The sequence below is a fragment of the Shimia sp. genome (genome assembly GCF_041624275.1).
Lineage (GTDB): Bacteria > Pseudomonadota > Alphaproteobacteria > Rhodobacterales > Rhodobacteraceae > Shimia.
In genome coordinates this window covers 1-23,094 of sequence record NZ_JBFJVE010000019.1, presented here as the reverse complement: position 1 = coordinate 23,094, position 23,094 = coordinate 1, and the positions used below count along the sequence as shown (strand labels likewise).

General features: G+C 65.3%; 24 protein-coding genes. 16 read left to right on the top strand and 8 right to left on the bottom strand.

From position 1 onward, the window contains the following. Positions 1-1,190: UbiD family decarboxylase (locus ABZD10_RS02975; RefSeq protein WP_372884614.1), on the bottom strand; the 1,190-nt coding region annotated here is incomplete at its 3' end. Positions 1,191-1,329: 139 nt separating this feature from the next. On the opposite strand from ABZD10_RS02975, the gene ABZD10_RS02970 reads away from it, so the two are divergent. The 6 genes from ABZD10_RS02970 to ABZD10_RS02945 all read left to right on the top strand — a co-directional run bounded on the left by ABZD10_RS02970 (position 1,330) and on the right by ABZD10_RS02945 (position 5,938). Beyond that, positions 1,330-1,875: an SCP2 domain-containing protein gene (locus ABZD10_RS02970; RefSeq protein WP_372884613.1), complete on the top strand. Its 546-nt coding sequence runs from the start codon at positions 1,330-1,332 to the stop codon at positions 1,873-1,875. Continuing rightward, positions 1,875-2,852 carry a peptidase U32 family protein gene (locus ABZD10_RS02965; RefSeq protein WP_372884615.1) on the top strand — a complete coding sequence of 326 codons (978 nt, stop codon included), beginning with the start codon at positions 1,875-1,877 and terminating at the stop codon, positions 2,850-2,852. The genes ABZD10_RS02970 and ABZD10_RS02965 overlap by 1 nt, the downstream gene beginning before the upstream one ends. Positions 2,853-2,857: 5 nt before the next feature. Beyond that, complete coding sequence (locus tag ABZD10_RS02960; protein WP_372884612.1) at positions 2,858-3,757, top strand: U32 family peptidase; 900 nt, start codon at positions 2,858-2,860, stop codon at positions 3,755-3,757. Positions 3,758-3,793: 36 nt separating this feature from the next. Then, on the top strand, positions 3,794-4,324 hold the full coding sequence (locus ABZD10_RS02955) for a DUF2478 domain-containing protein (RefSeq protein ID WP_372884611.1): 531 nt from the start codon (positions 3,794-3,796) through the stop codon (positions 4,322-4,324). A 358-nt stretch (positions 4,325-4,682) separates the two neighbouring features. Then, positions 4,683-5,366 (top strand): Crp/Fnr family transcriptional regulator, encoded by a 684-nt coding sequence (locus tag ABZD10_RS02950; RefSeq protein WP_372884610.1) that lies wholly within the window; start codon positions 4,683-4,685, stop codon positions 5,364-5,366. A gap of 8 nt (positions 5,367-5,374) precedes the next feature. Next, on the top strand, positions 5,375-5,938 hold the full coding sequence (locus ABZD10_RS02945) for a DUF4202 domain-containing protein (RefSeq protein ID WP_372884609.1): 564 nt from the start codon (positions 5,375-5,377) through the stop codon (positions 5,936-5,938). Here the strand turns inward: ABZD10_RS02945 and ABZD10_RS02940 are convergent. The 7 genes from ABZD10_RS02940 to ABZD10_RS02910 form a co-directional block, all read right to left on the bottom strand. Continuing rightward, positions 5,928-6,200, bottom strand: coding sequence for a nitric oxide reductase F protein (locus ABZD10_RS02940; protein WP_372884608.1), 273 nt, complete (start codon positions 6,198-6,200; stop codon positions 5,928-5,930). The two genes, ABZD10_RS02945 and ABZD10_RS02940, sit on opposite strands and share 11 nt — an antisense overlap. A gap of 3 nt (positions 6,201-6,203) precedes the next feature. Then, the gene (locus ABZD10_RS02935; RefSeq protein WP_372884607.1) at positions 6,204-6,758 is read right to left on the bottom strand and encodes a cytochrome c oxidase subunit 3; all 555 of its coding nucleotides are present in this window, start codon (positions 6,756-6,758) and stop codon (positions 6,204-6,206) included. Beyond that, positions 6,755-8,707 (bottom strand): nitric oxide reductase activation protein NorD, encoded by a 1,953-nt coding sequence (locus tag ABZD10_RS02930; protein WP_372884606.1) that lies wholly within the window; start codon positions 8,705-8,707, stop codon positions 6,755-6,757. The genes ABZD10_RS02935 and ABZD10_RS02930 overlap by 4 nt, the downstream gene beginning before the upstream one ends. An 8-nt stretch (positions 8,708-8,715) precedes the next feature. After that, the gene (locus ABZD10_RS02925) at positions 8,716-9,534 is read right to left on the bottom strand and encodes a CbbQ/NirQ/NorQ/GpvN family protein (protein ID WP_372884605.1); all 819 of its coding nucleotides are present in this window, start codon (positions 9,532-9,534) and stop codon (positions 8,716-8,718) included. Next, positions 9,534-10,901, bottom strand: coding sequence for a cbb3-type cytochrome c oxidase subunit I (locus ABZD10_RS02920; protein WP_372884604.1), 1,368 nt, complete (start codon positions 10,899-10,901; stop codon positions 9,534-9,536). The genes ABZD10_RS02925 and ABZD10_RS02920 overlap by 1 nt, the downstream gene beginning before the upstream one ends. Before the next feature lie 13 nt (positions 10,902-10,914). After that, positions 10,915-11,367 carry a cytochrome c gene (locus ABZD10_RS02915; protein WP_372884603.1) on the bottom strand — a complete coding sequence of 151 codons (453 nt, stop codon included), beginning with the start codon at positions 11,365-11,367 and terminating at the stop codon, positions 10,915-10,917. A gap of 171 nt (positions 11,368-11,538) precedes the next feature. Then, positions 11,539-12,729, bottom strand: coding sequence for an NnrS family protein (locus ABZD10_RS02910; RefSeq protein ID WP_372884602.1), 1,191 nt, complete (start codon positions 12,727-12,729; stop codon positions 11,539-11,541). Positions 12,730-13,256: 527 nt separating this feature from the next. Here ABZD10_RS02910 and ABZD10_RS02905 point away from each other — a divergent pair. The 10 genes from ABZD10_RS02905 (at position 13,257) to nirJ (ending at position 23,027) form a co-directional block, all read left to right on the top strand. After that, positions 13,257-14,828 carry a cytochrome D1 domain-containing protein gene (locus ABZD10_RS02905; RefSeq protein WP_372884601.1) on the top strand — a complete coding sequence of 524 codons (1,572 nt, stop codon included), beginning with the start codon at positions 13,257-13,259 and terminating at the stop codon, positions 14,826-14,828. A gap of 196 nt (positions 14,829-15,024) precedes the next feature. Beyond that, positions 15,025-16,824: a NapC/NirT family cytochrome c gene (locus tag ABZD10_RS02900; protein WP_372884600.1), complete on the top strand. Its 1,800-nt coding sequence runs from the start codon at positions 15,025-15,027 to the stop codon at positions 16,822-16,824. Positions 16,825-16,932: 108 nt separating this feature from the next. After that, positions 16,933-17,349, top strand: coding sequence for a plastocyanin/azurin family copper-binding protein (locus tag ABZD10_RS02895; RefSeq protein WP_372884599.1), 417 nt, complete (start codon positions 16,933-16,935; stop codon positions 17,347-17,349). Positions 17,350-17,625: 276 nt separating this feature from the next. Then, positions 17,626-18,393, top strand: coding sequence for a uroporphyrinogen-III C-methyltransferase (gene cobA / locus ABZD10_RS02890; RefSeq protein WP_372884598.1), 768 nt, complete (start codon positions 17,626-17,628; stop codon positions 18,391-18,393). Beyond that, positions 18,386-18,727 carry a cytochrome c gene (locus ABZD10_RS02885; RefSeq protein ID WP_372884597.1) on the top strand — a complete coding sequence of 114 codons (342 nt, stop codon included), beginning with the start codon at positions 18,386-18,388 and terminating at the stop codon, positions 18,725-18,727. The genes cobA and ABZD10_RS02885 overlap by 8 nt, the downstream gene beginning before the upstream one ends. Then, positions 18,724-19,869, top strand: coding sequence for a cytochrome D1 domain-containing protein (locus tag ABZD10_RS02880; RefSeq protein ID WP_372884596.1), 1,146 nt, complete (start codon positions 18,724-18,726; stop codon positions 19,867-19,869). The genes ABZD10_RS02885 and ABZD10_RS02880 overlap by 4 nt, the downstream gene beginning before the upstream one ends. A 3-nt stretch (positions 19,870-19,872) precedes the next feature. Next, positions 19,873-20,871 carry an Lrp/AsnC family transcriptional regulator gene (locus ABZD10_RS02875; protein ID WP_372884595.1) on the top strand — a complete coding sequence of 333 codons (999 nt, stop codon included), beginning with the start codon at positions 19,873-19,875 and terminating at the stop codon, positions 20,869-20,871. Then, on the top strand, positions 20,868-21,320 hold the full coding sequence (locus tag ABZD10_RS02870) for an Lrp/AsnC family transcriptional regulator (RefSeq protein ID WP_372884594.1): 453 nt from the start codon (positions 20,868-20,870) through the stop codon (positions 21,318-21,320). The genes ABZD10_RS02875 and ABZD10_RS02870 overlap by 4 nt, the downstream gene beginning before the upstream one ends. Further along, complete coding sequence (locus tag ABZD10_RS02865; protein ID WP_372884593.1) at positions 21,317-21,802, top strand: AsnC family transcriptional regulator; 486 nt, start codon at positions 21,317-21,319, stop codon at positions 21,800-21,802. Before ABZD10_RS02870 ends, ABZD10_RS02865 begins: the two co-directional genes overlap by 4 nt. A 4-nt stretch (positions 21,803-21,806) precedes the next feature. Then, positions 21,807-23,027 (top strand): heme d1 biosynthesis radical SAM protein NirJ, encoded by a 1,221-nt coding sequence (gene nirJ / locus ABZD10_RS02860; RefSeq protein ID WP_372884592.1) that lies wholly within the window; start codon positions 21,807-21,809, stop codon positions 23,025-23,027. Positions 23,028-23,094: the final 67 nt, after the last annotated feature.

The following is a 23,094-nucleotide window of genomic DNA, read 5'->3' as shown; positions in this document are numbered from 1 at the left end:
GGCAGCATGCCCCACAGCCCCATCATCACCCGCCGCGCCTGCCCCGGATAGCGTTTGTCGATCGAGATCACCGCCATGCGATAGCTGCAGGCCGCCGGCGGCAACCACAGGTCCCTGATCTCGGGGATCTGGGCGCGGATCACCGGCAGGCTCAGCCGGTTGAACACTTCGCCGATGATCGCAGGCTCGTCGGGCGGACGCCCGGTATAGGTCGAGAGGTAAATCGGATCGTTGCGATGGGTGATCGCGCTCACCCGCATCACCGGAAAGGGCTCGGCGGCGTTGTAATAGCCGGTGTGATCGCCGAACGGGCCCTCGGGGGCCTGATCTTCGGGATGCACCCAGCCCTCCAGCACGATCTCGGCATTGGCGGGCACCATCATCGGCACCGTCTTGGCGGGCACCACGCGCGGGCGCTGCCCGGCCAGCGCCCCGGCAAAGGTCAGCTCGGACACGGTTTCCGGCAGCGGCAGTGCGGCGGACAGCAGGGTGGCGGGATCGGCGCCCAGCACCACCGCCACCGGCATCGGCTCGCCCTTGGCGTGCCAGCTGCGCATATGCGCCGCGCCGCCGCGATGCTCGAGCCAGCGCATGATGAGCCGGTCGCGGCCGATCACCTGCGCCCGGTAGACCCCGGCATTATAGCGGTTCACCGCCTCGGCCGTGCTGTCGACATGCCGCGTCAGCACCACCGGCCATGTGACCAGCGGCCCGGCATCGCCCGGCCAGTGGGTCTGCACCGGGATGCGCGCCAGATCGACGTCATCGCCCTCCAGCACCACATCCTGCACCGGCCCGCTTTTCTTCACCTTGGCCCGGGTCGCCAGCGCCGCCTTCAGCATCGGCCAGCGCGACAGCGCATCGCGCGCCCCGTCCGGCGGTTCGGGCGCCTTGAGCGAGGCCAGGAATTCGCCCAGCTCGTCGAGCTTTTCGGGGCTGACGCCAAGCCCGGCGCAGACCCTTTCCGTGGTGCCGAACAGGTTGGTCACCACCGGCATGGCAACCCTTTCGCCGCCCGCCGTGGGATGCGAGAACCGAAGCACCGGCCCGCCCTGTTCCAGCACCGCCCGGTGCACCGCCGTCATGCCATGTTCCAGCGGCACCGGCTCGCGGATCGTGGCATATTCGCCGCGCGCCTCGCACCAAGACAGGAATTCTCTCAGATCGGCAAATACCGGCATGTCGCGCATTGGCGGCCTCGCAAAGTGATTTCAGGCGCAAATAGCAGACCCCCGGCTGCGTCAGCTTGACCTAGGTCAAGTAAGCCCGGCGCCGCAGGGTCTAGAAACGCAGGCGGAACGGTACCCCCACAAGAAAACGAGACTCGGATTGGATTATCAGCCAGAGCCAAGCATCCCGCATTTCCCGTCACCGCTGGCCCGCGCCCTGCGGTTCCTGCCGCTGACGCCGGTGTCGCTGGCGCTGACCCGGCTGACCCGCAGCATGGCCGGCCGCCACGAAGCGATGTTCCGCCGCCTTGGCGAGCATGCCAATGCGCGCTTCCTGCTCGATCCGACCGATCTGCCGGTGACCCTGTGCCTGGAGCCGCGCGCCGGCAATCCGCGCGTCACGCTGCACCGCAAGCCGCCCGAGGCCGATGCCCGCATCGCCGGGCCGCTGGCGGCGCTTCTGGGGCTGGTGCACGGCGCCTATGACGGGGATGCGCTGTTCTTCTCACGCGATCTGGTGATCGAGGGCGACACCGCCGCCGCACTGGCACTGCGCAACGCGGTGGACGATGCCGAACTCGACATCGCCGCCGAGATCGAATCGCTGTCGGGCCCGCTGGCGCGCCCGCTGCACCGGCTGATCGCCCTCGCCGAGCGCCGCACCGGCGTTGCTCTCACACGCCACGAGGAGGATCTTTTGTGGTAATGGAAATCGTCTGCCCCGCAGGCACCCCCGCCGCGCTGCGCGCCGCCGTCAAGGCCGGCGCGCATACCATTTATTGCGGCTTTGCCGATGAAACCAACGCCCGCAACTTTCCCGGCCTGAACTTCAGCCGCGAGGAAATGGCCGATGGCGTCGCCTTTGCCCATGCCAAGGGCGCCAAGGTGCTGGTGGCCATCAACACCTATCCGCGTGCCGGCTCGGAAAGCCTGTGGCACGCCGCCGTGGCCGATGCCGAGACCGCCGGCGCCGACGCGGTGATCCTTGCCGATCTGGGGCTTCTGGCCTATGCCGCCAACAATCACCCCAACCTGCGCCGTCACCTGTCGGTGCAGGCGGCGGCCGCCAATGCCGAGATCATCAATTTCTACGGCGAGGAATTCGGCGTCAAACGCGTGGTGCTGCCGCGCGTGCTGTCGGTGCCCGAGATCGCCGCCATCAACAAGGACACCGACATCGAGACCGAGGTCTTTGTCTTCGGCGGCCTCTGCGTGATGGCCGAGGGGCGCTGTTCGCTGTCCTCTTACGCCACCGGGCGCTCGCCCAACATGAACGGCGTCTGCTCGCCGGCCAGCCATGTCGAATATGTCGAGGATCAGGGCGCGCTTTCGGCCAAGCTTGGCGGCTACACGATCCATGCGGTGGGCGCCGATGAGCCGGCCCCCTACCCGACCCTGTGCAAGGGCTGTTTCAGCGCCGGTGAAAAGACCGCGCATCTGTTCGAGGATCCGGTCAGCCTCAATGCCGAGCAGCTGATCCCGCAGCTGGCCAAATCCGGCGTCACCGCGCTCAAGATCGAGGGCCGCCAGCGCTCGCGCTCTTACGTGGCGCAGGTGGTGAAGAATTTCCGCGCCGCCGTCGAGGCCGTCGATGCCGGGCGGCCATTGCCCGAGGGCATGCTGGCCCGCCTCTCCGAGGGTCAGGCCGTGACCACCGGCGCCTACAAGAAGACATGGAGGTGACCGAAATGGAACTCACCGTCGGACCCAATCAGTTTTTCTGGAAAGCCGAGGACTGGAGCGCGCTTTACGACGCGCTGGCCAAGGCCCCCGTCGACCGCGTGGTGCTGGGCGAGCTGGTCTGCTCCAAGCGCCTGCCCTTCTATCAGGACCAGATCCTGCCCGCCCTCGAGACCCTCACCGCCGCCGGCAAACAGGTCGCCCTGACCTCGCTGGCGCTGGTGACGCTGAAACGCGAGATCAAGGCCACGGCGGCGCTGGCCGAGGTCGGCGTCGAGGTCGAGATCAACGATCTCACGGCGCTGGCACATCTGCCCGAGGGGGCCAAGTTCAGCGTCGGCCCGCTGGTCAATGTCTATAACGAGGGCACCCTGCGCTGGCTCGCGGCGCGCGGCGCCACCCGCATCTGCCTGCCCCCCGAACTGCCGCTGGCATCGGTGGCCACCCTGGCGCGCGCCGGGGCCGAGGCCGGGGTCGAGATCGAGGTCTGGGGCCACGGCCGCATCCCGCTGGCCATTTCCGGGCGCTGCTACCACGCGCGGCTGCATGGCCGGATCAAGGACAACTGCCTCTTTGCCTGCGAGGACGACCCCGACGGGCTTCAGGTCGACACCACCGACGGTCAGCCCTTCATGTCGATGAACGGGGTGCAGACCCTGTCCGACAGCTGCGCCAGCATGGCGCATCAGATCGAACCCCTGCGCGAGGCCGGGGTCAAGGCGTTGCGCCTGTCGCCGCAGTCCAAGGGCTTTGCCGAGACATGTGACCTCTACCGCCAGCGGCTGAACGGTGCTATTGACGCCGCGACCCTGGCCGCCGAACTGGTCCGCCTGTCGGGCGGCATGCGGCTGTCGGACGGCTTCCTGACCGGGGCGCGCGGCGCCGACTGGTCCGGCGCGGCGGCCTGAAGCGGCCCTGAACCGGCCTGAACAAGGAGAGACAGGATGAAAATTGGCATCGTCAGCGCCGAGGGGCGCGGTGAGACCGACCGGCTGATCTCGGAAACCGCGGCGGCGCTGGTCGCCGCCGGCGCCCGCCTGTCGGGCATCGTCAAGGTGCTGGACGAGGTCCAGCCCGAGGACAGCCACCATTGCGACATGAGCGTGCGCGTCCTGCCCACCGAGCGCACCATCAAGATCACCCAGACCCTGGGCGGCGAATCGCTGGGCTGCCGGCTCAACCCCACCGCCATCGTCGAGGCCGTGGCGGCGGTGGCAAGCAGCGCCGCCGACGACACCGAGCTTTTCGTGCTCAACAAGTTCGGCCCCGAAGAAGCCGACGGCCGCGGGTTCCGCGACGCCATCGCCAACGCGCTGGAACGCGACGTCCCGGTGCTGGTCGGGGTGACACCGGCAACCCGCGCCGCCTTCGACACTTTCACCGCCGGCATGGCCGAAACGCTGCCCACCGAGACCGCCGAGATCCTGCACTGGTGCCGCGCCGCCATGAACAAGACGGACAGGCAGGGCGCCTGACCGGGCACCCGCCCGCCACTGTTGCAGCGAAGCCACAGGGATGCGCCGCGCGGCGCCGGCCCTGCGGCCACGCCACTGAAATGCATTCAGAAAATCGCATCCGACCGCTGCGCCTTGCCTGACTGGCACTTGGCCGCCCCGCCGGCCCTAAGCGCCCCTGTTTCCCCCCGGCACCGGGCCCTGCCAGCTCCTCGGGGGGCGCCTTCCCGCCGCCCGCCATTGCCCTGCCGCAGCGTAGAACCTGCCCCTCGGGCATGGACCCCGGCGCGGGTCTCGGTTAGGAACTTGCCCAGCTAGAGACATGATACGGCCGGGGCGGCGCTGCTCCGGGCGCCGATCCGCCAGAGGAAAACGCGACGTGCCACATGAAATCCACAAGGCGATTGCCCGCAACTCGGTCCTGATCCGCTCCCTGCCGGAAAAACACGTCGACATGCTGATGCAAAAGGCGATGTGGCGGCATTATGATCGCGGCGAGACCCTGTTCCTTCAGGACGAGCCAGCCAATGCCATCCACATCGTCCTCGACGGCTGGGTCAAGCTCTATCGCATGACCCCCAGCGGCAGCGAGGCGGTGGTCAGCGTCTTCACCCGTGGCGAAAGCTTCGGCGAGGCGGTGGCGCTGCGCAACAAGCCCTACCCGGTCTCGGGCGAGGCCGCGACCCAGAGCGAGGTCATGCACATCCCCTCGAACGTGCTGATCGACCTCATCAAGCGCGACGCCGAGGTCGGGCTGTCGATGCTGTCGGCCTCGTTCAACCACCTGCATTCGCTGGTCGCCCAGCTCGAACAGCTCAAGGCCCAGACCGGCGCCCAGCGGGTCGCCGAATTCCTGCTCGGGCTCTCCAAGTCGGAAACCGGCAGTTGCGAAGTGACCATGCCCTATGACAAGGTGCTGATTGCCGGCAAGCTGGGAATGAAACCGGAAAGCCTGAGCCGCGCCTTTTCGCGCCTCAAGCCGGTCGGCGTGAGCATCAAGAAGAACCACGCGCTGATCGCCGATACCGAAGCCCTGCGCGCCTATGTGGAAGACGACGGCTGAGAGCTGACATGACCGACAGACTGACCCGCACCCTGACCGCCATCGACGCCGCCAACGCGCTGGATCCGCGCCGCGACGAGGATCAGCCCGAGGCGCTGCTTTACGGCCAGCGCATGAGCGCCGAATGCGACCGGCTGTTCCCCGAGGCCGACGAGACGCTGCGAATCGCCGCCCGTGGCCAGCATATCGAGCGCTGGGTGCTGAAACGCGCCGACTACCCCGAAGGCCGCGCCGGCTATCTCAAGTGGCGCCGCGATCTGGCCGAGCATCACGCCGCCCGCGTCGGCGAGATCATGGCCGCCGAGGGCTATGACAGCGACGCCATCGACCAGACCGGCAAGATGCTGCGCAAGCAGGGCATCAAGCGCGACGATCTGGTGCAGGCGCTGCAAGACGTGATCTGTTTCACCTTCATCAAGTGGTATTTCGCACCCTTCGCGGCCAAACACGCCCCCGAAAAGGTGCTGAGCATCGTCGAGAAAACCGCCCGCAAGATGTCGGCCGAGGCACGCGAACGCGCCTTGCAAGAGTTCGATTTGCCGGCCGATCTGGCGGCGGCCTTCAAAGCGTAGTGCCGCCGACCAGGTAAAGCCCCAGCAGCAGGGCGCAGTAAAAGCTCAGCACAAGGTTGAAGCCGCGCCGCCACGACGGCGCCGCCGCCAGCCCCAGATAGCGGGCAAGGATGGTGCGCGACTTGAACAGCGCCAAGAGCAGGATCAGCCCGCCGGCGATGCGCCGGTCCATGCCCTGCTCGACGAACAGCGCCACCACCGCCGAGCCGCCGCTGAGGGCGATCAGCCAGATCCAGGCGCGGGTCAGAAGATCACGTGTCATGGCTCATCCCAACAGGTAGACAACCGGGAACAGCAGCACCCAGACCAGATCGACCATGTGCCAGAAGGCGGCGCCGGTCTCGATGTTGCGCGGCTCGTCCTTCCAGGCGACCAGCAAGAGGATCACGATCCCGGCCACCACATGGGCGGCGTGAAAGCCGGTCAGCAGGTAGTAGAAGGTGAAAAAGGCATTGGTTTCCGGGCCGATGCCCTGGGCTGCCTTGTCGGCGTATTCGGCCCCCTTGATGATCAGGAACACCACCCCCAGCAGCGCCGCCGCGATCAGCGCCAGCCGCGCCTTCAGCCGCTGCGCGGCCTCGCGCCAGCGCAGCGCATAGGCGGCGAGAAACCCGCTCGAGACCAGCACGATGGTGTTCAGCGCCGCGCCGGTGCGATGCAGATAGTCCTGGCTTTCGGCAAAGCCCACCGGATCGGTCAGCCGCACGCTGAGGAACACCGCCAGACCGGCACCAAAGACCAGAAGCTCGCTGATGATGAGCACCCACATCATCAGCTCGCCTGGCAGCTCGTCCAGCATCGAAGCAGAGGCGTCGCTCATCCGGTGACCAATTGTCTGTAGATCTGCGGCAGCGCATAGATCAGCCGGTCGGGGTCGGGCACGATGGAAAACGCCCCCTGCCCGAACATCCGCGCGAACCACGACTTGCCGTCGCGGTCGACGGTGACACCATAGACCGAATGCCCGGCCCGGCGCGCCTCGCGCACCGCCATCGCCGTGTCCTCGATGCCGTGGCGGCCCTCGTAATGGTCAAGATCGTTGGGCTTGCCGTCGGTGATCACGAGCAGCAGCCGCCGCTTGCGGGTCTGCTCGGAAAGATCGGCCGAGACATGGCGGATCGCGGCCCCGAGCCGGGTATAGAAGCCGGGGCGCAGCGATCCGATGCGCTGTTCGACCAGCTTGCTCATCGGCTCGTCGAACCCCTTGCATTTCTGGATGTAGACGCGCTGGCGCTTCAGCGAGGAAAAGGCGTGGATGGCGAAACTGTCGCCGCAGGCATTCAGCCCCCAGGCCAGCGCGTCCAGCGCCTCGCGCTCGATGTCGATCACCGCGCGGCCGCAGACCGCGCTTTCGGTCGAGCGGCTGACATCCAGCAGGATCGACACCGCAAGATCGCGGGCCTCGGGGCGCGATTGCAGCCACACCCGGTCCGAGCCCTCGCCATCGGCGATGCGGTCGACCTGGCTGCGCACCGCGGCATCCATGTCCAGCGCGTCGCCGTCAAGATGGCCGCGCGTCGTCACCCGTCCCGGACGCAGCGCCTCGAACTGGCGCTTGACGGCGCGGATGCGGCGGGCGGCGGCCGGATCCTCGGCATAGGCCTGGTTCTCTTCCTTGGCCTCGGCGTCGCTGGTCAGCACGCAGACATGGTCGGGCAGATACTGGCCCGAGCGCACGTCCCATTCGGGATACATGACCTTGCCCGAGAGCTTCTCGCGGTCCACATCCTCGGGGGCAAGGTCGAGATGCAGCTTCAGCTTGGTCGGCGGCGCCTTGGAGATCTGCCCCAGCCCGATCTCGTCCTGATCGTCGGCCGCCTTCTTGGCATTGTCGGGATCATCGTCGTCGACGCGGCGGTTGAGGTTGAGGAACTCGGCCCAGCTCAGGATCGCCTCGAACTTGTGCAGGATGAAACTGTCGTTGCGCTCGGCCTGATCGGACTTGCGACGCCGGGCGCGGTGGGTCTTCTCGTTGCTGTCACCCTCTTCGGGGGTGCCCTCGGTCTCGCGGTTCTCGACCTCGTGGCCTTCCGAGAACTGCACCGGGCGCAGTTCCGGCCACAGCGGCACCGGGCGGAAGGTCTGATAGCGCAGCGGCGCGGTGATCGCGGGATCAAGCGGCTTGCCGGACACTTGGCTGGCGGCTTCGAAATCCCCTGCCAACCCACTCAGATTGGCCTGATCGCCCAGCATGTTGCGGATCACCGCTTCCACGGCGTCTTCGTCCTCGGGCAGGTCAAGCGCGGGGCGGTAATGCAGGATGCCCTGGCACAGCGCCTCGTAAAGCGGGCGCATCCCCGGCGCGTTTTCCAGCGTGGCCGCGACCATCCGGCGTGATGCGGCAAGGCTGGCCAGATCCGCGCGCAGCGGATCCTCTTCTTCGATACGCTCCGGCGCATGGGCAGCGCAGGCCGCCAGCCAGACGTAAAGCGCGCCGTTGGCCTCGCGGCTCGGCAGCACCGCCAGCCGCGACGGCAGGCGCAGAACCTCGCCGTCGAAACTGGTGCGAGGCATGGCCTCGACCTCGGTGCCGAGGCGCCGCCGCCAGCTCAGCCGGTGGCGCGACACCTCGTTGGAGACGGGGCGCAGCTCCACATTGGCGCTGCCCCCCAGTCCCCGGAAAAGAACTGCCAGTCGCCCGCCGACCTCGGAAAGGTCGACTGCGGCCTCGTCATGCGCCTCAGGCGCATCAAGACGACTGGCAAAATTGTGCCACAGTTTCCCGACCGTTTCTTCGGGCTCCCATGGCTCAAATTCGATCTTAGCCATTGCCGGCCTCACCCAAAGACAGCAGTGACAAGATCGAAGAGGCCGCGTTTGATATCCTCGTCATCGGTCAGGGGCTCGATCATGGCCGCGCGCACCGCGCGATCCACGCTCATGCCCTGCGCGATCAGGGTGGCAGCATAGACCACGAGGCGCGTCGACACGCCCTCTTCCAGGTCCTGCCCCTTGAGGCCGCGCAGTTTGCCCGCCAGCCGCACCAGCGGTTTCACCCGCTCGAGCGGCAGACCGCTTTCCTCGGCCACGACCTTCTCCTCGACATCGGGTGCCGGGAAGTCGAATTCGACCGAGATGAAACGCTGCCGTGTCGACGGTTTCAGCGTCTTGAGGATGTTCTGATAGCCGGGGTTGTAGGACGCCACCAGCATGAAGCCGGGGGCGGCTTCGAGTTCTTCGCCGGTCCGGTCGATCGGCAGGATGCGACGGTCGTCGGTCAGCGGGTGCAGCACCACGGTCACGTCCTTGCGTGCCTCGACCACTTCGTCGAGATAGCAGATCGCGCCTTCGCGCACCGCGCGCGTCAGAGGCCCGTCAACCCAGACGGTCTCGCCGCCCTTGAGCAGATAGCGCCCGATCAGGTCGGCTGCGGCCAGATCGTCATGGCAGGCAACCGTGTAGAGGGGGCGGCCCAGTTTCGCTGCCATATGGGCAACAAAGCGGGTCTTGCCACAGCCGGTCGGCCCTTTCAGGAGCACCGGCAATTCATTTGCAAAAGCGGCTTCGAACACGTCGCATTCGTCGCTTTGCGCGAGGTAGAAGGGGGCGTCAGCCGCCCCCTTCGCTTTGGGGTTCATTGAACCGTCCATGTCCATCACTCCGCAGGACTCTGAGCCGAACCGGCTTCGATGATTTCCTTGCGCGGAACCGCCATCGCGTAGACGAAGAGGATCACGCCAAGGACAACGACCGCACCGGAACCGAACCGCATCCAGTAGAAGATTTCAACCTGGTCCTGCACGTCCATGTAGTATTCGCCAAGAACGCGCTGCAGGTGGGTCTGGATGGTGCCGGCAAAGGTCAGCACGAAGGTCATGAAGACCATACCCGAAGTCATCAGCCAGAACGAGGCCATGTTGAGAACCTGGTTATAGGGATCACGGTTGCGCAGGATCGGCAGCGCATAGGAGATGATCGCCAGGTTGAGACAGACATAGGCACCGTAGAAGGCCAGGTGACCGTGGGCGGCAGTGATCTGCGTGCCGTGGGTGTAGTAGTTCACACCGTGCAGCGTGTGCAGGAAGCCCCAGACACCGGCGCCGAAGAAGGCCAGCGTACCGCAACCAAGCGACCACAGCAGGGCAGCCTTGTTGGGGTGGTCACGACGGCCCTTCCAGACCATCACGAAGGCAAAGGCCATCATGGCGAAGAAGGGGATGACTTCCAGCGACGAGAAGATCGAGCCGATCCACTGCCAGTAACCGGGGGTACCGATCCAGTAGTAGTGGTGGCCGGTGCCGAGGATGCCCGAGAACAGGGCGGCGGCAACGATCACGTAAAGCCACTTCTCGACGACCTCGCGGTCAACACCGGTCAGCTTCAGCATCAGGTAGGCCAGGATCGAGGCCATGATGAGTTCCCAGACGCCTTCCACCCAAAGGTGCACGATGTACCACCAGTACTGTTTGTCCAGCGCCAGGTTGTGCGGGTTGTAGAAGGCAAAGAGGAACAGCAGCGCCAGACCCCAGAGACCCAGAAGCAGGATGTTGGTGATCGCGGTCTTCTTGCCCTTCAGCACCGTCATTGTGGTGTTGTAGAGGAAGATCAGCGCCGCGACGACGATGCCGGCCTTGACCCATTTCGGTTGTTCGATGAACTCGCGGCCTTCCTTGCCCAAGAGCCAGTGGCCCTCGAACAGGTTGAAGACATAGGTCACCACCACGCCCAGCGTGCCCAGCACGAGGATCGCAAGCTGGATATAGGCCAGCTTTTCGCTGTGGATTTCACGCTCGGCTTCTTCCGGGATCAGGAAGTAGGCGGCGCCAAAGAAGCCGAGGATCAGCCAGACGATCAACGAGTTGGTGTGCAGCATGCGCACGATGTTGAACGGCAAGAGCTCGGACAGGGTGTTGGGCGAGACATAGATCCAGCCGGCCAGGAGGCCACCCAGAACCTGGATCGCGAACAGGCCCATGGCCACGGCCAAGTAGACAAGAGCGATTTTCTGAGATTTGTATTTCATGGTTCAGACCTCCTTAACCCGCATCATTCGGCGGCCAGTCCTGCGCGTCGATCGTGTTGATCCACAGGAAGAAGTCGGCCAGGTTACGAATTTCTTCGTCACTGAGATTGAATTGGGGCATTTGGCGGCGTCCCTCGATACCGGTGGGCTGGGATTCCATCCAGCCTTTCATGGCATCGAACGCGCCTTCCGGGTCGTCATCGACGCCCCAGCGGGTCATCACGTTCACCAGTTCGGGTGCAAAGTATGCGCCTTCGCCCATGAGCGTGTGACAGTTGATACAAGCTTTATCTTCCCAAACCTTCTTGCCGGCCGCGACGCTCTCGGTGAGCGTTTCGACATTGGTCGAGGTGGTGACGATATAGCGATGGGAGTGGAACGATAGTCCCAGGAAGATGATGATAAAAAACAGTGACCCGCCGTAGAAAATGTTCCGGGCCATGCTTTTGGTCATGACTTCGCGCATTGGGCTCTCCTTTGCGCCTTGGTTGATGATGCAGTCCCTTATCGGCAAAGTCCCGCCGATCCGCCTTAACAAAAGTCAAGATATTCCCGACATAAGCCTATTTCTCAGGATTGGACGTCGTGTGGCGCAGGGGCACGCAGCAGCGCCGGAACCCGGCGCCGCAGGGGCGGCTCAGCTTAGTCTCGGCTTGACCAGCGCAGGCCACAAGCACATGGAAAACAACACGAAAACAACGGTCCACAAGAGGCTGATCGCGGCCATGACAAGGAAATACCCCTCGCCCGCCCACTGGCCCGCGCCCCAGCGCAGCAGCGCCGTCAGCGCCAGAAGACCATAGCCCAGGGCGACGGGTTTCGGCGCGATCAGCGCCCGCCCCGAATGGCCCAGCGCGGCGCGACTCATCACCGCCAGCGTCATGCCTCCGACGCCGCCGATGGCCAGAAGATGCAGCGCCGCGACCTCCTGCCCGAGGCCCAATGCGGCCAGCCCCCAGAGAATCAGCCCCGCCCCGAGCATCGCCAGCCCGAGGTGCAGCGCAAAAAGGATCGGCTGGCGCAGGGTCCAGCCGCCGCGCCAGCGCAGCAGCCGCATGAACTGCACCGCCCCCAGCAGGATCGCCACCACGGCGGCGACCGCCTCCGGCAGCCCGGCGGCCCCCATCAGCACCGAGATCGGCAGCGCCAGCGCCAGCACCAGCGCCGCCTTCTCAAGCGGCGCCACCGAAACCGGCCAGCCGGCCTCGGGCACACCCTCGCGCTTCATCGCGTTGCGGGTGAAAGCGGGGGTGATGCGCCCGCCGAGCACGACGATCATCGCGCAGAGCGCGAACAGCCCGGCGCGCAGCCCGGCCCCGGCGCTGTCGGCCATCACCCCCAGCCACTCGAGGTGGACGAAGAGGTTGCCCAGCCACAGCAGGGTCAGGATCAGCAGGAACATCATGTTCTGCGGTTTCGGCCGCTTGATCAGCTGGCTGGCGATCTTCAGCGACAGGATCGGCACGAATCCGAGATCGGCGACCGCCACCAGCGGCGCCGGCAGCACCCCGGATCCCCACATCGCCAGCCGCCCGGCCAACCACAGCCCGGCCGCCACCGACAGAAAGCCGATCCGCGCGCCGGGGGTGTTGGTCCAGTTGGGCACCGCGGTCAGGAAGAATCCGCCCATGGCGGCCCCGGCATAGCCAAAGATCATCTCGTGCGCGTGCCACATCTGCGGGTCGGCGACCGGCAGCGCCAGCTCGGCGCCGCGCGCCTGCGCCAGCAGCCACATCGCCCAGATCGCCCCGGCGAATACCGCGTAAAGACCGGCACAGAGGAAAAACACCCTGAAGCCCTCGCCCAGAACCCGCTTGATGACCGTCACGCGCTTCTCCTGCCCTGATCTCCGCCCGCCGCGCGGCGCGGAGCGATTCCACTGGTTGTCCTGATGCACGCTTCGCCTGCGGCCAAACGCGCGCCTGCCAGTGTAAGCCCCCGTGAAGATGTCTTCTTAACAAAAGTCAAAGCCGCCGGGCTTTTGCCGCAGGGCCGCCTTCACTTGCCCGTGAACAGGATATTTTTCTTTGTTTATCAGACCATTGCCTGTGATCCCGCGGAAACCTGCCGGAAATCCCCGCCACCACGCCGCCCAGCGGCAAACCGGTTCACTTGACAATTATCAACGGCATTTCTGAATTTTTCCGCACCCTCCTCACGTTTTCGAGAGCCGAATTAACGAAAGTCAAGGATACCGCCCCGCCATCCGGGGCATATCCAGCCTGCCTCACCAGCAAACGGAGAGTGATCATGTCGCTTGGAATCACCTACAAAAAATCTCGTCGGGCACTCGGAGTCGGTTTCGCACTCCTGCTTGGCTCGACCGCTGCCCCGGCGCTCGCAGAAGGCCCCACCTTGAGTGAGGAAGCCTTCGAAGCGTCCAAACAGCTTTATTTCGAACAATGCGCGGGCTGCCACGGCGTTCTGCGCAAGGGCGCAACCGGCAAGAACCTGCTGCCCTACTGGAAAAAAACCGCCAAAGACGGCACCGTCACCGAAGGTGGCACGCTGAAACTGGGTCAGGAACGCCTTGAAAAAATCATCGCCTGGGGTACCGAAGGCGGGATGAACAACTTCTCGGACATCATGACCGAGCAGGAAATCAAGGACATGGCGACCTACATCCAGATGGAAGCGCCGAAGCCGCCCGAGATGTCGCTGGCCCAGATGAAAGAGACCCGCAAGGTCTATGTCGAAGAAGCCGACTACCCGACCGAGCCGCTGCACGGCCGCAACTGGGAAAACTTCTTCGTCGTCATCGAGCGTGACGTAGGCAAGGTGGCCGTGATCGACGGCGACACCAAGGAAGTGCTGACCCACATCCCGACCGGCTACGCCGTGCACGTGCTGAAAGCCTCCGAGCACCACAAGCTGGAAGAGCCGGAAAACCCGGGCCGCTTCTGGTACACCATGGGCCGCGACGGCAAGATGACCAAGATCGACCTCTGGCAGACGCCGGACAAGATGCTGGTTTCGGAAGTCAAGATCGCCTATGACGCCCGCGACGTGGCGGTTTCCGGCGACGGCAAATACGTGATCGGTGGTGGTTACTGGCCGCCGCACTTCGCCATCGTCGACGCGCAGACCATGGAACCGCTGAAGGTCGTTTCGACCCGCGGCGTGAACGTGGACGGCGAATATGTCGAAGAAGCCCGTGTGGCCGCCATCTACACCACGCCGAACGAGCCGACCTGGATCGTCGCCGTGAAAGAGCTGGGCCAGCTGTGGCAGGTCGACTACACCGACCTCGACAACCTGGCGATCGACAAGATCAACTCGGCCAAGTTCCTGCATGACGGATTCTTCGATCCGACAGGCCGTTACTTCCAGATCGCCGCGAACGCCTCGAACAAGATGGTCGTGGTCGACACCAAGACCCACAAGCTCGAAGCGATGATCGACACTGCCGCCCTGCCGCACCCCGGCCCGGGCGCCAACTGGAACGATCCGAACTGTGGCCCGGTTGCCGGCACCACTCACCTTGGCGTGGGCACCGTGACCGTCTGGGGTAACGACCCGGCCGGCCACCCGGACAATGCATGGAAGATCTGCTACGAGACCGAGACCGACGGCGCTGGCCTGTTTGTGCGGACCCACCCGAACTCTGACTACATCTGGGCGGACCAAACCAAACACCCCGAGCCTGAAATCCAGCAATCGGTGCAGGTGATCTCGAAAGAGACCGGCGAGATCGTGAAAACGATCCAGGTGACTGATGTCGAAGGCAGCGCCGCTGTTCACTTCGAATTCAACGCCGACGGTACCGAGGTCTGGGTCTCCAAGTGGAACCTGTCCGACTCCAAAGAGCCGAACGGCGAGATCGTGATCTACGACGCCAAGACGCTCGAAGAGATCGGCCGCGTCAAAGGTCTCTACGCTCCGACCGGCAAGTTCAACGTCTACAACCGTTCGAACCACGTCACCTGATCGTGACCTGAAACCTCTAGCGAAGGGCGGGCCAAGCGCCCGCCCTTCTGCCTTGCACCCAAGATGCAGGATTGTAACGACCGGAGCAGCCCCGGCCCGTCGGGACAGGTCCCGACCTCAGCCTCCGCTCCTTGCAATCCCTACCAGCAAGCCCTGACCAACAGGGCCAAATCAGAGCCAAACGGAGCCTGGACAGATGACCCAGACCAGCCAAGACGAAAAAAAGCCCCTGTGGCGACGCTATGTCCTTCTGGGCATGCCGATCGGAGGGGTGCTTGTGGCCTTTGTGGCCGGCATTATCTTCTGGGGCGGTTTCAACACCGCCATGGAAGCCACCAACACCATGCCCTTCTGTATCTCCTGCCACGAGATGGAGGATTTCGTGTATGAGGAATACAAGGGCACCATCCACGACGTGAACCGCTCGGGCGTCGGCGCGGTCTGTTCCGACTGCCACGTGCCCAAGGACTGGACCCACAAGATCATCCGCAAGATCAAGGCCTCGCGCGAGCTTTACGGCAAGGTCATGGGCACGATCTCGACCGAAGAGAAATTCGAGGCCAAGCGGATCCATCTGGCGATGAACGAATGGGAGCGGATGAAGGCCACCGACTCGGTGGAATGCCGCAACTGTCACGATTTCGAATCGATGATGCCCGAGTTCCAGAAACCCCGCGCGCGTCGTCAGCACCTCAACGCCATGGAGGTCGGCCAGACCTGTATCGACTGCCACAAGGGCATCGCGCACAGCAACATCCGCGACCGCGCCGACGATGAATACCTCGAGGTTCTCGAAGCCCCGAACCCCAAGTTCATCCGCGAGATCCCGCAGGCCTATCTTGACAGCCTGGCCTTCATCGAAGCCAAGGAGGCCGAAGAGGCCGCTGCCGCCAAAGCCGCCGAAAAAGCCGCACGCGACGCGGTTCAGGCCCAGATCGCCGCAGCCGTCGAAGCGGCCCGCGCCGAGGAACAGGCCAAGGCCGCCGGCGAGGTTACCGAAAGCGCCGATGCCGGCGACACGGTGGGCGCAGGCATCGACTGGAACGCGGTCTCGGGCGCCGACCTGTCGCTGTTCTACCCCGGACAGGCCTCGTTCGAATGGGTGCAGAACGGCAAGACCCACGGCGGCGCGCGTCCGCTGACCAAGGGCGGTGACAAATGCTCGACCTGCCACGCGGCCGAACTCGAGACCATCGGCAACAAGATCGTCGCCGGCGGTGGCGGCAAGGATGGCGAGCTTGAGCCGACCCCGATCCCCGGCAAGCGCGGCGTCATCAATGCCTCGGTGCAGGCTGCCCATGACGGTGAAAACCTCTATGTGCGCATGCAATGGCCGGATGCGGGCCACAACCCCGCGCCCTTCGTCGATGGCGGCAAGATGGACCCCGACAATCAGATCAAGGTCGCCATGATGATCACCGGCACCGGCATCGAGATGGGGGATCAGGCGGGCTGCTGGGCGACCTGCCACGCCGACAACACCTTCATGCCCTTCGACCCGGGCGCCGAGGCGATCGCCGCCAACGGCGAGGTGGCCGAGCGTCTGAAGGCCACCGGCACGATCACCAAGTACCTGAGCGAAAGCCGGAGCAAGATCGAGGTCAAGGGCCGTCGCGGCAAGCCTCAGGGCGGCTGGGACCAGCTGAAATCGGCCGATGAGATCGAACAGTATCTCGCCGACGGCACCTACATGGACCTGCTGCGGGTCTATGCCGACGGCAGCGGCTCGAACGGCTACCTCTTGGACGCACGGATCGAGAACGAGGGCGAGATCGCCTCGCAGGCCAGCCTGTCGGGCGGCATGTGGACGGTGGTCTTCTCGCGGCCGCTGAACTCGGGCGCCCCCGGTGACGTGGCGCTGGAAGCGGGCAAGACCTATACCGTCGGCTTCGCCATCCACGACGACTATGCCGCGGCCCGGTACCACCACGTGACGCTGAACACCACGATGGCACTGGACGATGCCGAGGCCCAGATCAACGTGGCCGCCCAGTAAATCACGTTTTCGCAAGCTGCGGCGGCCGGTTCTTCCGGCCGCCGCTTTTTTTGTGCTAGAAGGGCCGGCAGGTCCGGCCACCGGCGCTTTCATGGTAAGGAGATCGACATGACCCATCTGAAATCCCTGTTGCCCGCCGCCCTGGCGCTCGGCCTTGCCGCTCCGGCGCTCGCCGATGAGACCGATCAGACCGCGCTCTGCGCCGAAGCCGAAGAGCGCTATGCCGAGATCTTCGGCGCCCCCTCCTCCGAGGCCGAGGGCGTGACCGTGGTCACCATGTACAAGAATAATTTCTGCCCCGCCGCGATCACCGTGCCCGCCGGCACCACCGTGCGCTGGGTCAATGTCGACAAGCGCACCAGCCACAGCGTTCTGGTCAAGGAGTCTGGCACCCCGGAATCCGACCGCGCCTTCCCCGAGGAAAGCATCGAGTTCACCTTTCTCGAACCCGGCGCCAAGGACTATCTCTGCGGCCCGCACTGGGACAGCCACGACATGATCGGCATGGTCACCGTCACCCCCTAGGGCGGGCTGCCGACCCGGCCAGCGGATCTGCTGCCCCGGTGGTCACCAATAAACACTAGAATTATTCTAATAATAAGGTGCGCGGCAAAAAGTGGCGCGCCTTAACTTTTGTCAAGGCATCGACCGGGGGAAATCGCCAGATTGCCCTCATGAGACGCAAGGATTCCCCAGCTAGGTCTTTCACCGAAAGGTGCCGCCCCGTTTCGCATGCGGGCCGCCCCCTTGCTGCCGCCGGAAGCCGCCCCGGAAAACCCCAGACACGAAGAGAGATTCCCCATGCCCGGTAAAGTGTTCCTGATCGGCGCCGGTCCAGGTGACCCCGACCTGCTGACCCTGCGCGCACTGAACATGCTGAAGGCGGCCGACGTCGTGGTCTATGACAAGCTGGTCTCCGAAGAGATTCTCGCGCTGATCCCCGCCGGCACCGAGATGATCTCGGTCGGCAAATGCCCCCGCAACCACCCGGTTCCGCAGGAGCGTATCAACGAGATCCTGCATGAACAGGCGTTGCTTGGCCGCCGAGTCGGCCGGCTCAAGGGCGGCGATCCGATGATCTTCGGCCGTGGCTCGGAAGAGGCGCTCTATCTGATGCAGCATGGCGTCGAGGTCGAATACGCCCCCGGCATCACCGCCGCCCAGGGCGCCTCCTGCTCGACCGGCGTGCCGCTCACCCATCGCGGCCTTGCCACCGGGGTGCAATATGTCACCGGCCACCGCCAGGCCGACAAGGTGCTGGATCTCGACTGGAAGCGCCTCGCCGATCCCGACACCACGCTGGTGGTCTACATGGGGGTCGCCAACATCGGCCAGATCGCCATGGGGCTGATGACCGAGGGCCTCTCTGCCGGCACCCCGGTGATGGCCATCTCGCGCGCCACCTCGGCCAGCGAAACCCGCATGATCTCGACCCTCGGCCGCATCGCCGAGGACACCCGCGATGCCGGCCTCAAGCCGCCGACCCTGTTCATCATCGGCAAGGTGGTGTCGCTCTATGTCGAAAACCCCCATGCCCTGCCGGTCGATGCGGTACGCGCCAATGGCTGAGCGGCGCCCATACCGTTCCTGGATCGGCCGGGCGGCCCTTGTCGCCGCCCTCGCGGCCGGCGGGGCGGCGACGGCCAGCGAACCCCTTGATCCGGTGGCGCTGAAACGTCTGGTGCATCAGGACTGCGGCTCCTGCCACGGGCTGACGCTCAAGGGCGGGCTCGGCCCCGACCTGCGCCCGCAAACCATCGAGCATTATGACGTCGACATTCTCAAATCGGTGATCCTCGACGGCATCCCCGACACCGCCATGCCGCCCTGGCGCCCGCTGATGACCGAGGCCGAGGCCGACTGGGTGGCGCGCTATCTCCTGAACCCGGAGGACACCCAATGAAATCCCTCGCCCTTGGCCTGATGGCTGCGCTTTTCGTTTCGACCGCCTCGGCCGAACCCACCGCCACCGGCGATCTGGGGCTGGTCATCGAACGCGCCACCGGCTCGGTTCTGCTGATCGACCAGTCCGAGCGCGCCGCGCTGGCCCGCATCGAGGGTCTGGGCGATCTCAGCCATGCCTCGCTGGTCTACAGCCCGGATGAGCGTTTCGCCTATGTCTTTGGCCGCGACGGCGGGCTGACCAAGGTCGACATCGTCACCCGCCAGATCGCCAACCGCGTGGTCCAGGCCGGCAATGCCATCGGCGGCGCCATCTCCGATGACGGGAAACTGGTGGCGGTCTCCAATTACGAACCCGGCGGGGTGCGCATCTTTGATGCCGAGACCCTCGAGATGGTGCTCGACATTCCCACCGACAGCAAGACCATCGGCCTTGTGGATGCCCCCGGCCGCCGCTTTGTCTTCACCATGTGGGACAGCGGCGAGACCTGGATCGCCGACATGTCGCAGGACGCCCCCAAGATCACCCGCATCCCCGACATGGGCGCCAACCCCTATGACGCGCTGATTACCGCCAATGGTCGCACCTATATCACCGGCCTGTTTGGCGAAGACGGTCTGACCGCGCTCGACCTCTGGCAGGACAACCCCGAACCGATCCGGGTGCTGCCGGGCTATGGTCGCGGCCAAGAGGAGATGCCGGTCTACAAGATGCCCCACCTCGAAGGCTGGGCCCATACCGGCGCCGAGTTCGTGCTGCCCGCCGTCGGCCACCACGAGGTGCTGTGGATCGACGCCGACGCGCTGACCGAAACCGGCCGCACCCAGACCTATGGCCAGCCGGTCTTTGCCATGGCCCGCCCCGATGGCCGTCAGGTCTGGGTCAACTTTGCCCATCCGCTGAACGACACCATTCAGGTCATCGACAGCCTGACCAAGGAAGTGGTGCACCAGTTCAAACCCGGCCCCGCCGTGCTGCACATGGAGTTCACCCCGCGCGGCCACGAGATCTGGATCAGCGTCCGCGACGCCGGAAAAGTGATGATCTACGACACCCATACATTTGAAAAGATACGAGAATTTGATGCCGACAGCCCGTCGGGAATCTTCTTCACCGCGCGTGCGCACAGAACGGGGCTTTGATCCATGAATATCGTCGCCGATCCCATCGACCGCTATCTTCTCGACAATTTCCAGCGTGACCTGCCGCTGGTGCCGCAGCCCTTCGCGGTTCTGGCCGAGGCCCTGTCGATCCCCGAAGAGGACGTGCTGGCGCGGCTCAGCCGGATGCGGCAGAGCGGGCGCATCACCCGTGTCGGCGCGACGCTGGCGCCCAACACCATCTCGGCCAGCACCCTTGCCGCCGTCGCCGCCCCCGCCGAAGAGGTCGACGAGGTGGCGGCGATCATCGGCGCCGAGCGCGGCGTCAACCATTCCTACGAACGCGAGGGCCACTGGAACCTGTGGTTCGTGGTCACCGGCCCCGACCGCGCCTATGTCGATGCCGCCATCCGGCGCATCGAGGCCAATACCGGCCTGCGGGTGATGGACCTGCGCCTGGTGCGCCCCTTCAACGTCGATCTCGGCTTCCGCATGGATGGCGGCGAGGCCCCCGGCGTGCCGCCGGTGCCGCGCCCGGCCGACACCTCGGTGATCGCCGAGGGCGACCGCGACCTGCTACAGGCCCTGACCCGGGGGCTGGCCTTCGTCGAACGCCCCTTTGCCCGGCTCGGCGCCGAGCTCGGCCGCGACGAGGACGAGGTGCTGGCGCGCATCGCCCTGCTGCATGCCTCGGGCATCATCTCGCGCCTCGGGGTCATCGTGCGCCACCGCGCGCTCGGCTGGCGCTCCAACGCCATGGTGGTCTGGGATCTGCCCAGCGACCGCATCAACCATGCCGGCCCGGTGCTGGCGGCCCAGCCCGGCGTCACCCTGTGCTATGAACGCAACCCGGTCGCCGGGGTCTGGCCCTATCGGCTCTACTCGATGATCCACGCCCGCAGCCGGCTCGAGGCGCTGAAGCATCTGGCCAATGCCGCCAGCCTGCCGGAACTGCGCGGCGTGCCGCACAAGGCGCTGTTCTCGACCCGCTGCTTCAAGCAGACCGGCGCCATGATCACCGCCAAGCCCGAGGTGGCAGCATGAGCGATCTCAGCCGCAGCGACCGCGACCTCATCAACCTCTTGCAAGAGGATCTGCCGCTCGACAGCCGCCCCTTTGCCGCCGTCGCCGCAAGGCTGGGCCTTGACGAGGAGGACGTGCTGGCGCGCATCACCCGGCTGCGCGAACAGGGCTACCTCACCCGTTTCGGGCCGTTTTTTGATGCAGCGGCCATGGGCGGTGCCTTCTGTTTGTGCGCCATGGCCATTCCGCAGGCGGAATTCGAAGAGGTCGTGACAAAAGTCAATGCGCATGCCGAGGTGGCGCATAATTATGAACGCGCGCACAGGCTGAACATGTGGTTTGTTCTGGCAACGGAAACCCCCGAAGGGATCACCGAGACCGCCCGTGCCATCGAGCGGGAAACCGGGCACATCGTGCACTGCTTTCCCAAACTGCAAGAGTTCTACATCGGGTTTCGGGTCGCGGCATGACACTGGACGCAACAGATCGCCAAATCATCGAAGCGCTTCAGGGCGGGCTGCCGATCGTGGCCGAACCCTATGCCGAGGTCGCCGCCGCGCTCGGCATCGACGAGCCCGCGCTGACCGCCCGTCTCGCGGCGATGAAGGACAGCGGCGTCATCCGCCGCATCGCCGCCGCGCCCAACCACTACAAGCTGGGCATGACCGCCAACGGCATGACGGTCTGGGATGTCGCCGACGACCGGATCACCGAGCTTGGCGCGCTGATCGGCGCCCTGCCCTTTGTCACCCATTGCTACGAACGCCCGCGCGCCCTGCCCGACTGGCCCTACAACCTGTTTGCCATGGTGCACGGCTCCTCGCGCGAAGAGGTCGAGGAAAAGCGCGCCCGCATCCGGGACATCCTTGGTGACGCCCTGCGCGCCAGCGACGTGCTGGTCTCGACCAGAATTCTGAAAAAGACGGGGCTGCGGCTCCGCAAGAAGGGGTAAGCGCATGTTTCGCCTCACCGAATATATGAACCAGCTGGTGAACCCGACGCCGGTGCGCGTGCGGGGCGGCAAGGGGCCGGTGAAACCGGTCGTGATCTGGAACCTGACCCGGCGCTGCAACCTGAAATGTCGACATTGCTATACCGTATCGGCCGATGTCGACTTCCCTGGCGAGCTCCGCCACGAGCAAGCCAGGGACACCCTTGAGGATCTTGGCCGCTTTCGCGTCCCGGCCTTGATCCTCTCGGGTGGGGAGCCACTGGACTGCAAGTACCTCACGCCGCTGGCCAAACGCGCCCGCGAACTGGTGCGGGTGCTGGCGCTGTCGACCAACGGCACCAGGATCTTCGGCGAGAAAGCCGACGAGATCGCCGAGATCGGCTATGATTACGTCGGCATCTCGATCGACGGCATCGGCGCCACCAACGACTGGTTCCGCGGCGTCGACGGCGCTTTTGACGCCGCCCTGCGCGGCGTGCGCGAACTGAAAAAGCGCGGCGTCAAGGTCGGCCTGCGCTTCTGCCTCACCGAGGGCACCCAGCACCACCTGCCGGACCTGTTGAAGCTCTGCGACGACGAGGGCGTCGACAAGTTCTACCTGTCGCATCTGGTCTATGCCGGGCGCGGCGACAAGAACCGCGGCGAGGACGCCGAGCACCAGCGCACCCGCAGGGGCATGGACCTTCTGCTCGATCGCGCCTGGAACTCGGTCAACGGCGGCCACTACCTCGACATCGTCACCGGCAACAACGACGCCGACGCCGGCTATTTCCTCGACTGGATCCGCCGCAATTTCGACGACGACAAGGCCGCCCATGTGCGCAGCCATCTGGCGGCCTGGGGCGGCAACTCCTCGGGGCTGGGCGTCGCCAATATCGATTTTCTGGGCAATGTGCACCCCGACACCTACTGGTCGGACTATACCGTCGGCAACGTGAAAACCACGCCGTTTTCCGAACTCTGGACCGGCGACGACCCGATGCTGGCCACCCTGCGCACCCGCCCGCGCCCGCTCGAGGGGCGCTGCGGCGCCTGCACGCTCAAGGATGTCTGCGGCGGCAACACCCGCATCCGCGCCCTGCAGCTCACCGGCAACCCCTGGGCCGAAGACCCGGCCTGCTATCTCTCCAACGCCGAGATCGGCCTCGCCGACAGCGACGCCGACCGCCTGCACGTCACCCCCTTCCGAGGCAAGAGCCATGACCCGCAGCACAAGTTTTTCTAAGGCCGCGATACTGGCGGCCACCGTTGCCGCCCTCTCGGCTGGCCCGGCCCTCGCCGGACCGCAAGAG

Bases quoted from the DNA above. Each gene is read 5' to 3' on its own strand.
- ABZD10_RS02965 (WP_372884615.1), top strand. From the start codon at position 1,875: ATGGAAATCGTCTGCCCCGCAGGCACCCCCGCCGCGCTGCGCGCCGCC.
- ABZD10_RS02960 (WP_372884612.1), top strand. From the start codon at position 2,858: ATGGAACTCACCGTCGGACCCAATCAGTTTTTCTGGAAAGCCGAGGAC.
- ABZD10_RS02955 (WP_372884611.1), top strand. From the start codon at position 3,794: ATGAAAATTGGCATCGTCAGCGCCGAGGGGCGCGGTGAGACCGACCGG.
- ABZD10_RS02945 (WP_372884609.1), top strand. From the start codon at position 5,375: ATGACCGACAGACTGACCCGCACCCTGACCGCCATCGACGCCGCCAAC.
- ABZD10_RS02940 (WP_372884608.1), bottom strand. From the start codon at position 6,200: ATGACACGTGATCTTCTGACCCGCGCCTGGATCTGGCTGATCGCCCTC.
- ABZD10_RS02935 (WP_372884607.1), bottom strand. From the start codon at position 6,758: ATGAGCGACGCCTCTGCTTCGATGCTGGACGAGCTGCCAGGCGAGCTG.
- ABZD10_RS02930 (WP_372884606.1), bottom strand. From the start codon at position 8,707: ATGGCTAAGATCGAATTTGAGCCATGGGAGCCCGAAGAAACGGTCGGG.
- ABZD10_RS02925 (WP_372884605.1), bottom strand. From the start codon at position 9,534: ATGGACATGGACGGTTCAATGAACCCCAAAGCGAAGGGGGCGGCTGAC.
- ABZD10_RS02920 (WP_372884604.1), bottom strand. From the start codon at position 10,901: ATGAAATACAAATCTCAGAAAATCGCTCTTGTCTACTTGGCCGTGGCC.
- ABZD10_RS02915 (WP_372884603.1), bottom strand. From the start codon at position 11,367: ATGCGCGAAGTCATGACCAAAAGCATGGCCCGGAACATTTTCTACGGC.
- ABZD10_RS02900 (WP_372884600.1), top strand. From the start codon at position 15,025: ATGACCCAGACCAGCCAAGACGAAAAAAAGCCCCTGTGGCGACGCTAT.
- ABZD10_RS02895 (WP_372884599.1), top strand. From the start codon at position 16,933: ATGACCCATCTGAAATCCCTGTTGCCCGCCGCCCTGGCGCTCGGCCTT.
- cobA (WP_372884598.1), top strand. From the start codon at position 17,626: ATGCCCGGTAAAGTGTTCCTGATCGGCGCCGGTCCAGGTGACCCCGAC.
- ABZD10_RS02885 (WP_372884597.1), top strand. From the start codon at position 18,386: ATGGCTGAGCGGCGCCCATACCGTTCCTGGATCGGCCGGGCGGCCCTT.
- ABZD10_RS02880 (WP_372884596.1), top strand. From the start codon at position 18,724: ATGAAATCCCTCGCCCTTGGCCTGATGGCTGCGCTTTTCGTTTCGACC.
- ABZD10_RS02875 (WP_372884595.1), top strand. From the start codon at position 19,873: ATGAATATCGTCGCCGATCCCATCGACCGCTATCTTCTCGACAATTTC.
- ABZD10_RS02870 (WP_372884594.1), top strand. From the start codon at position 20,868: ATGAGCGATCTCAGCCGCAGCGACCGCGACCTCATCAACCTCTTGCAA.
- ABZD10_RS02865 (WP_372884593.1), top strand. From the start codon at position 21,317: ATGACACTGGACGCAACAGATCGCCAAATCATCGAAGCGCTTCAGGGC.
- nirJ (WP_372884592.1), top strand. From the start codon at position 21,807: ATGTTTCGCCTCACCGAATATATGAACCAGCTGGTGAACCCGACGCCG.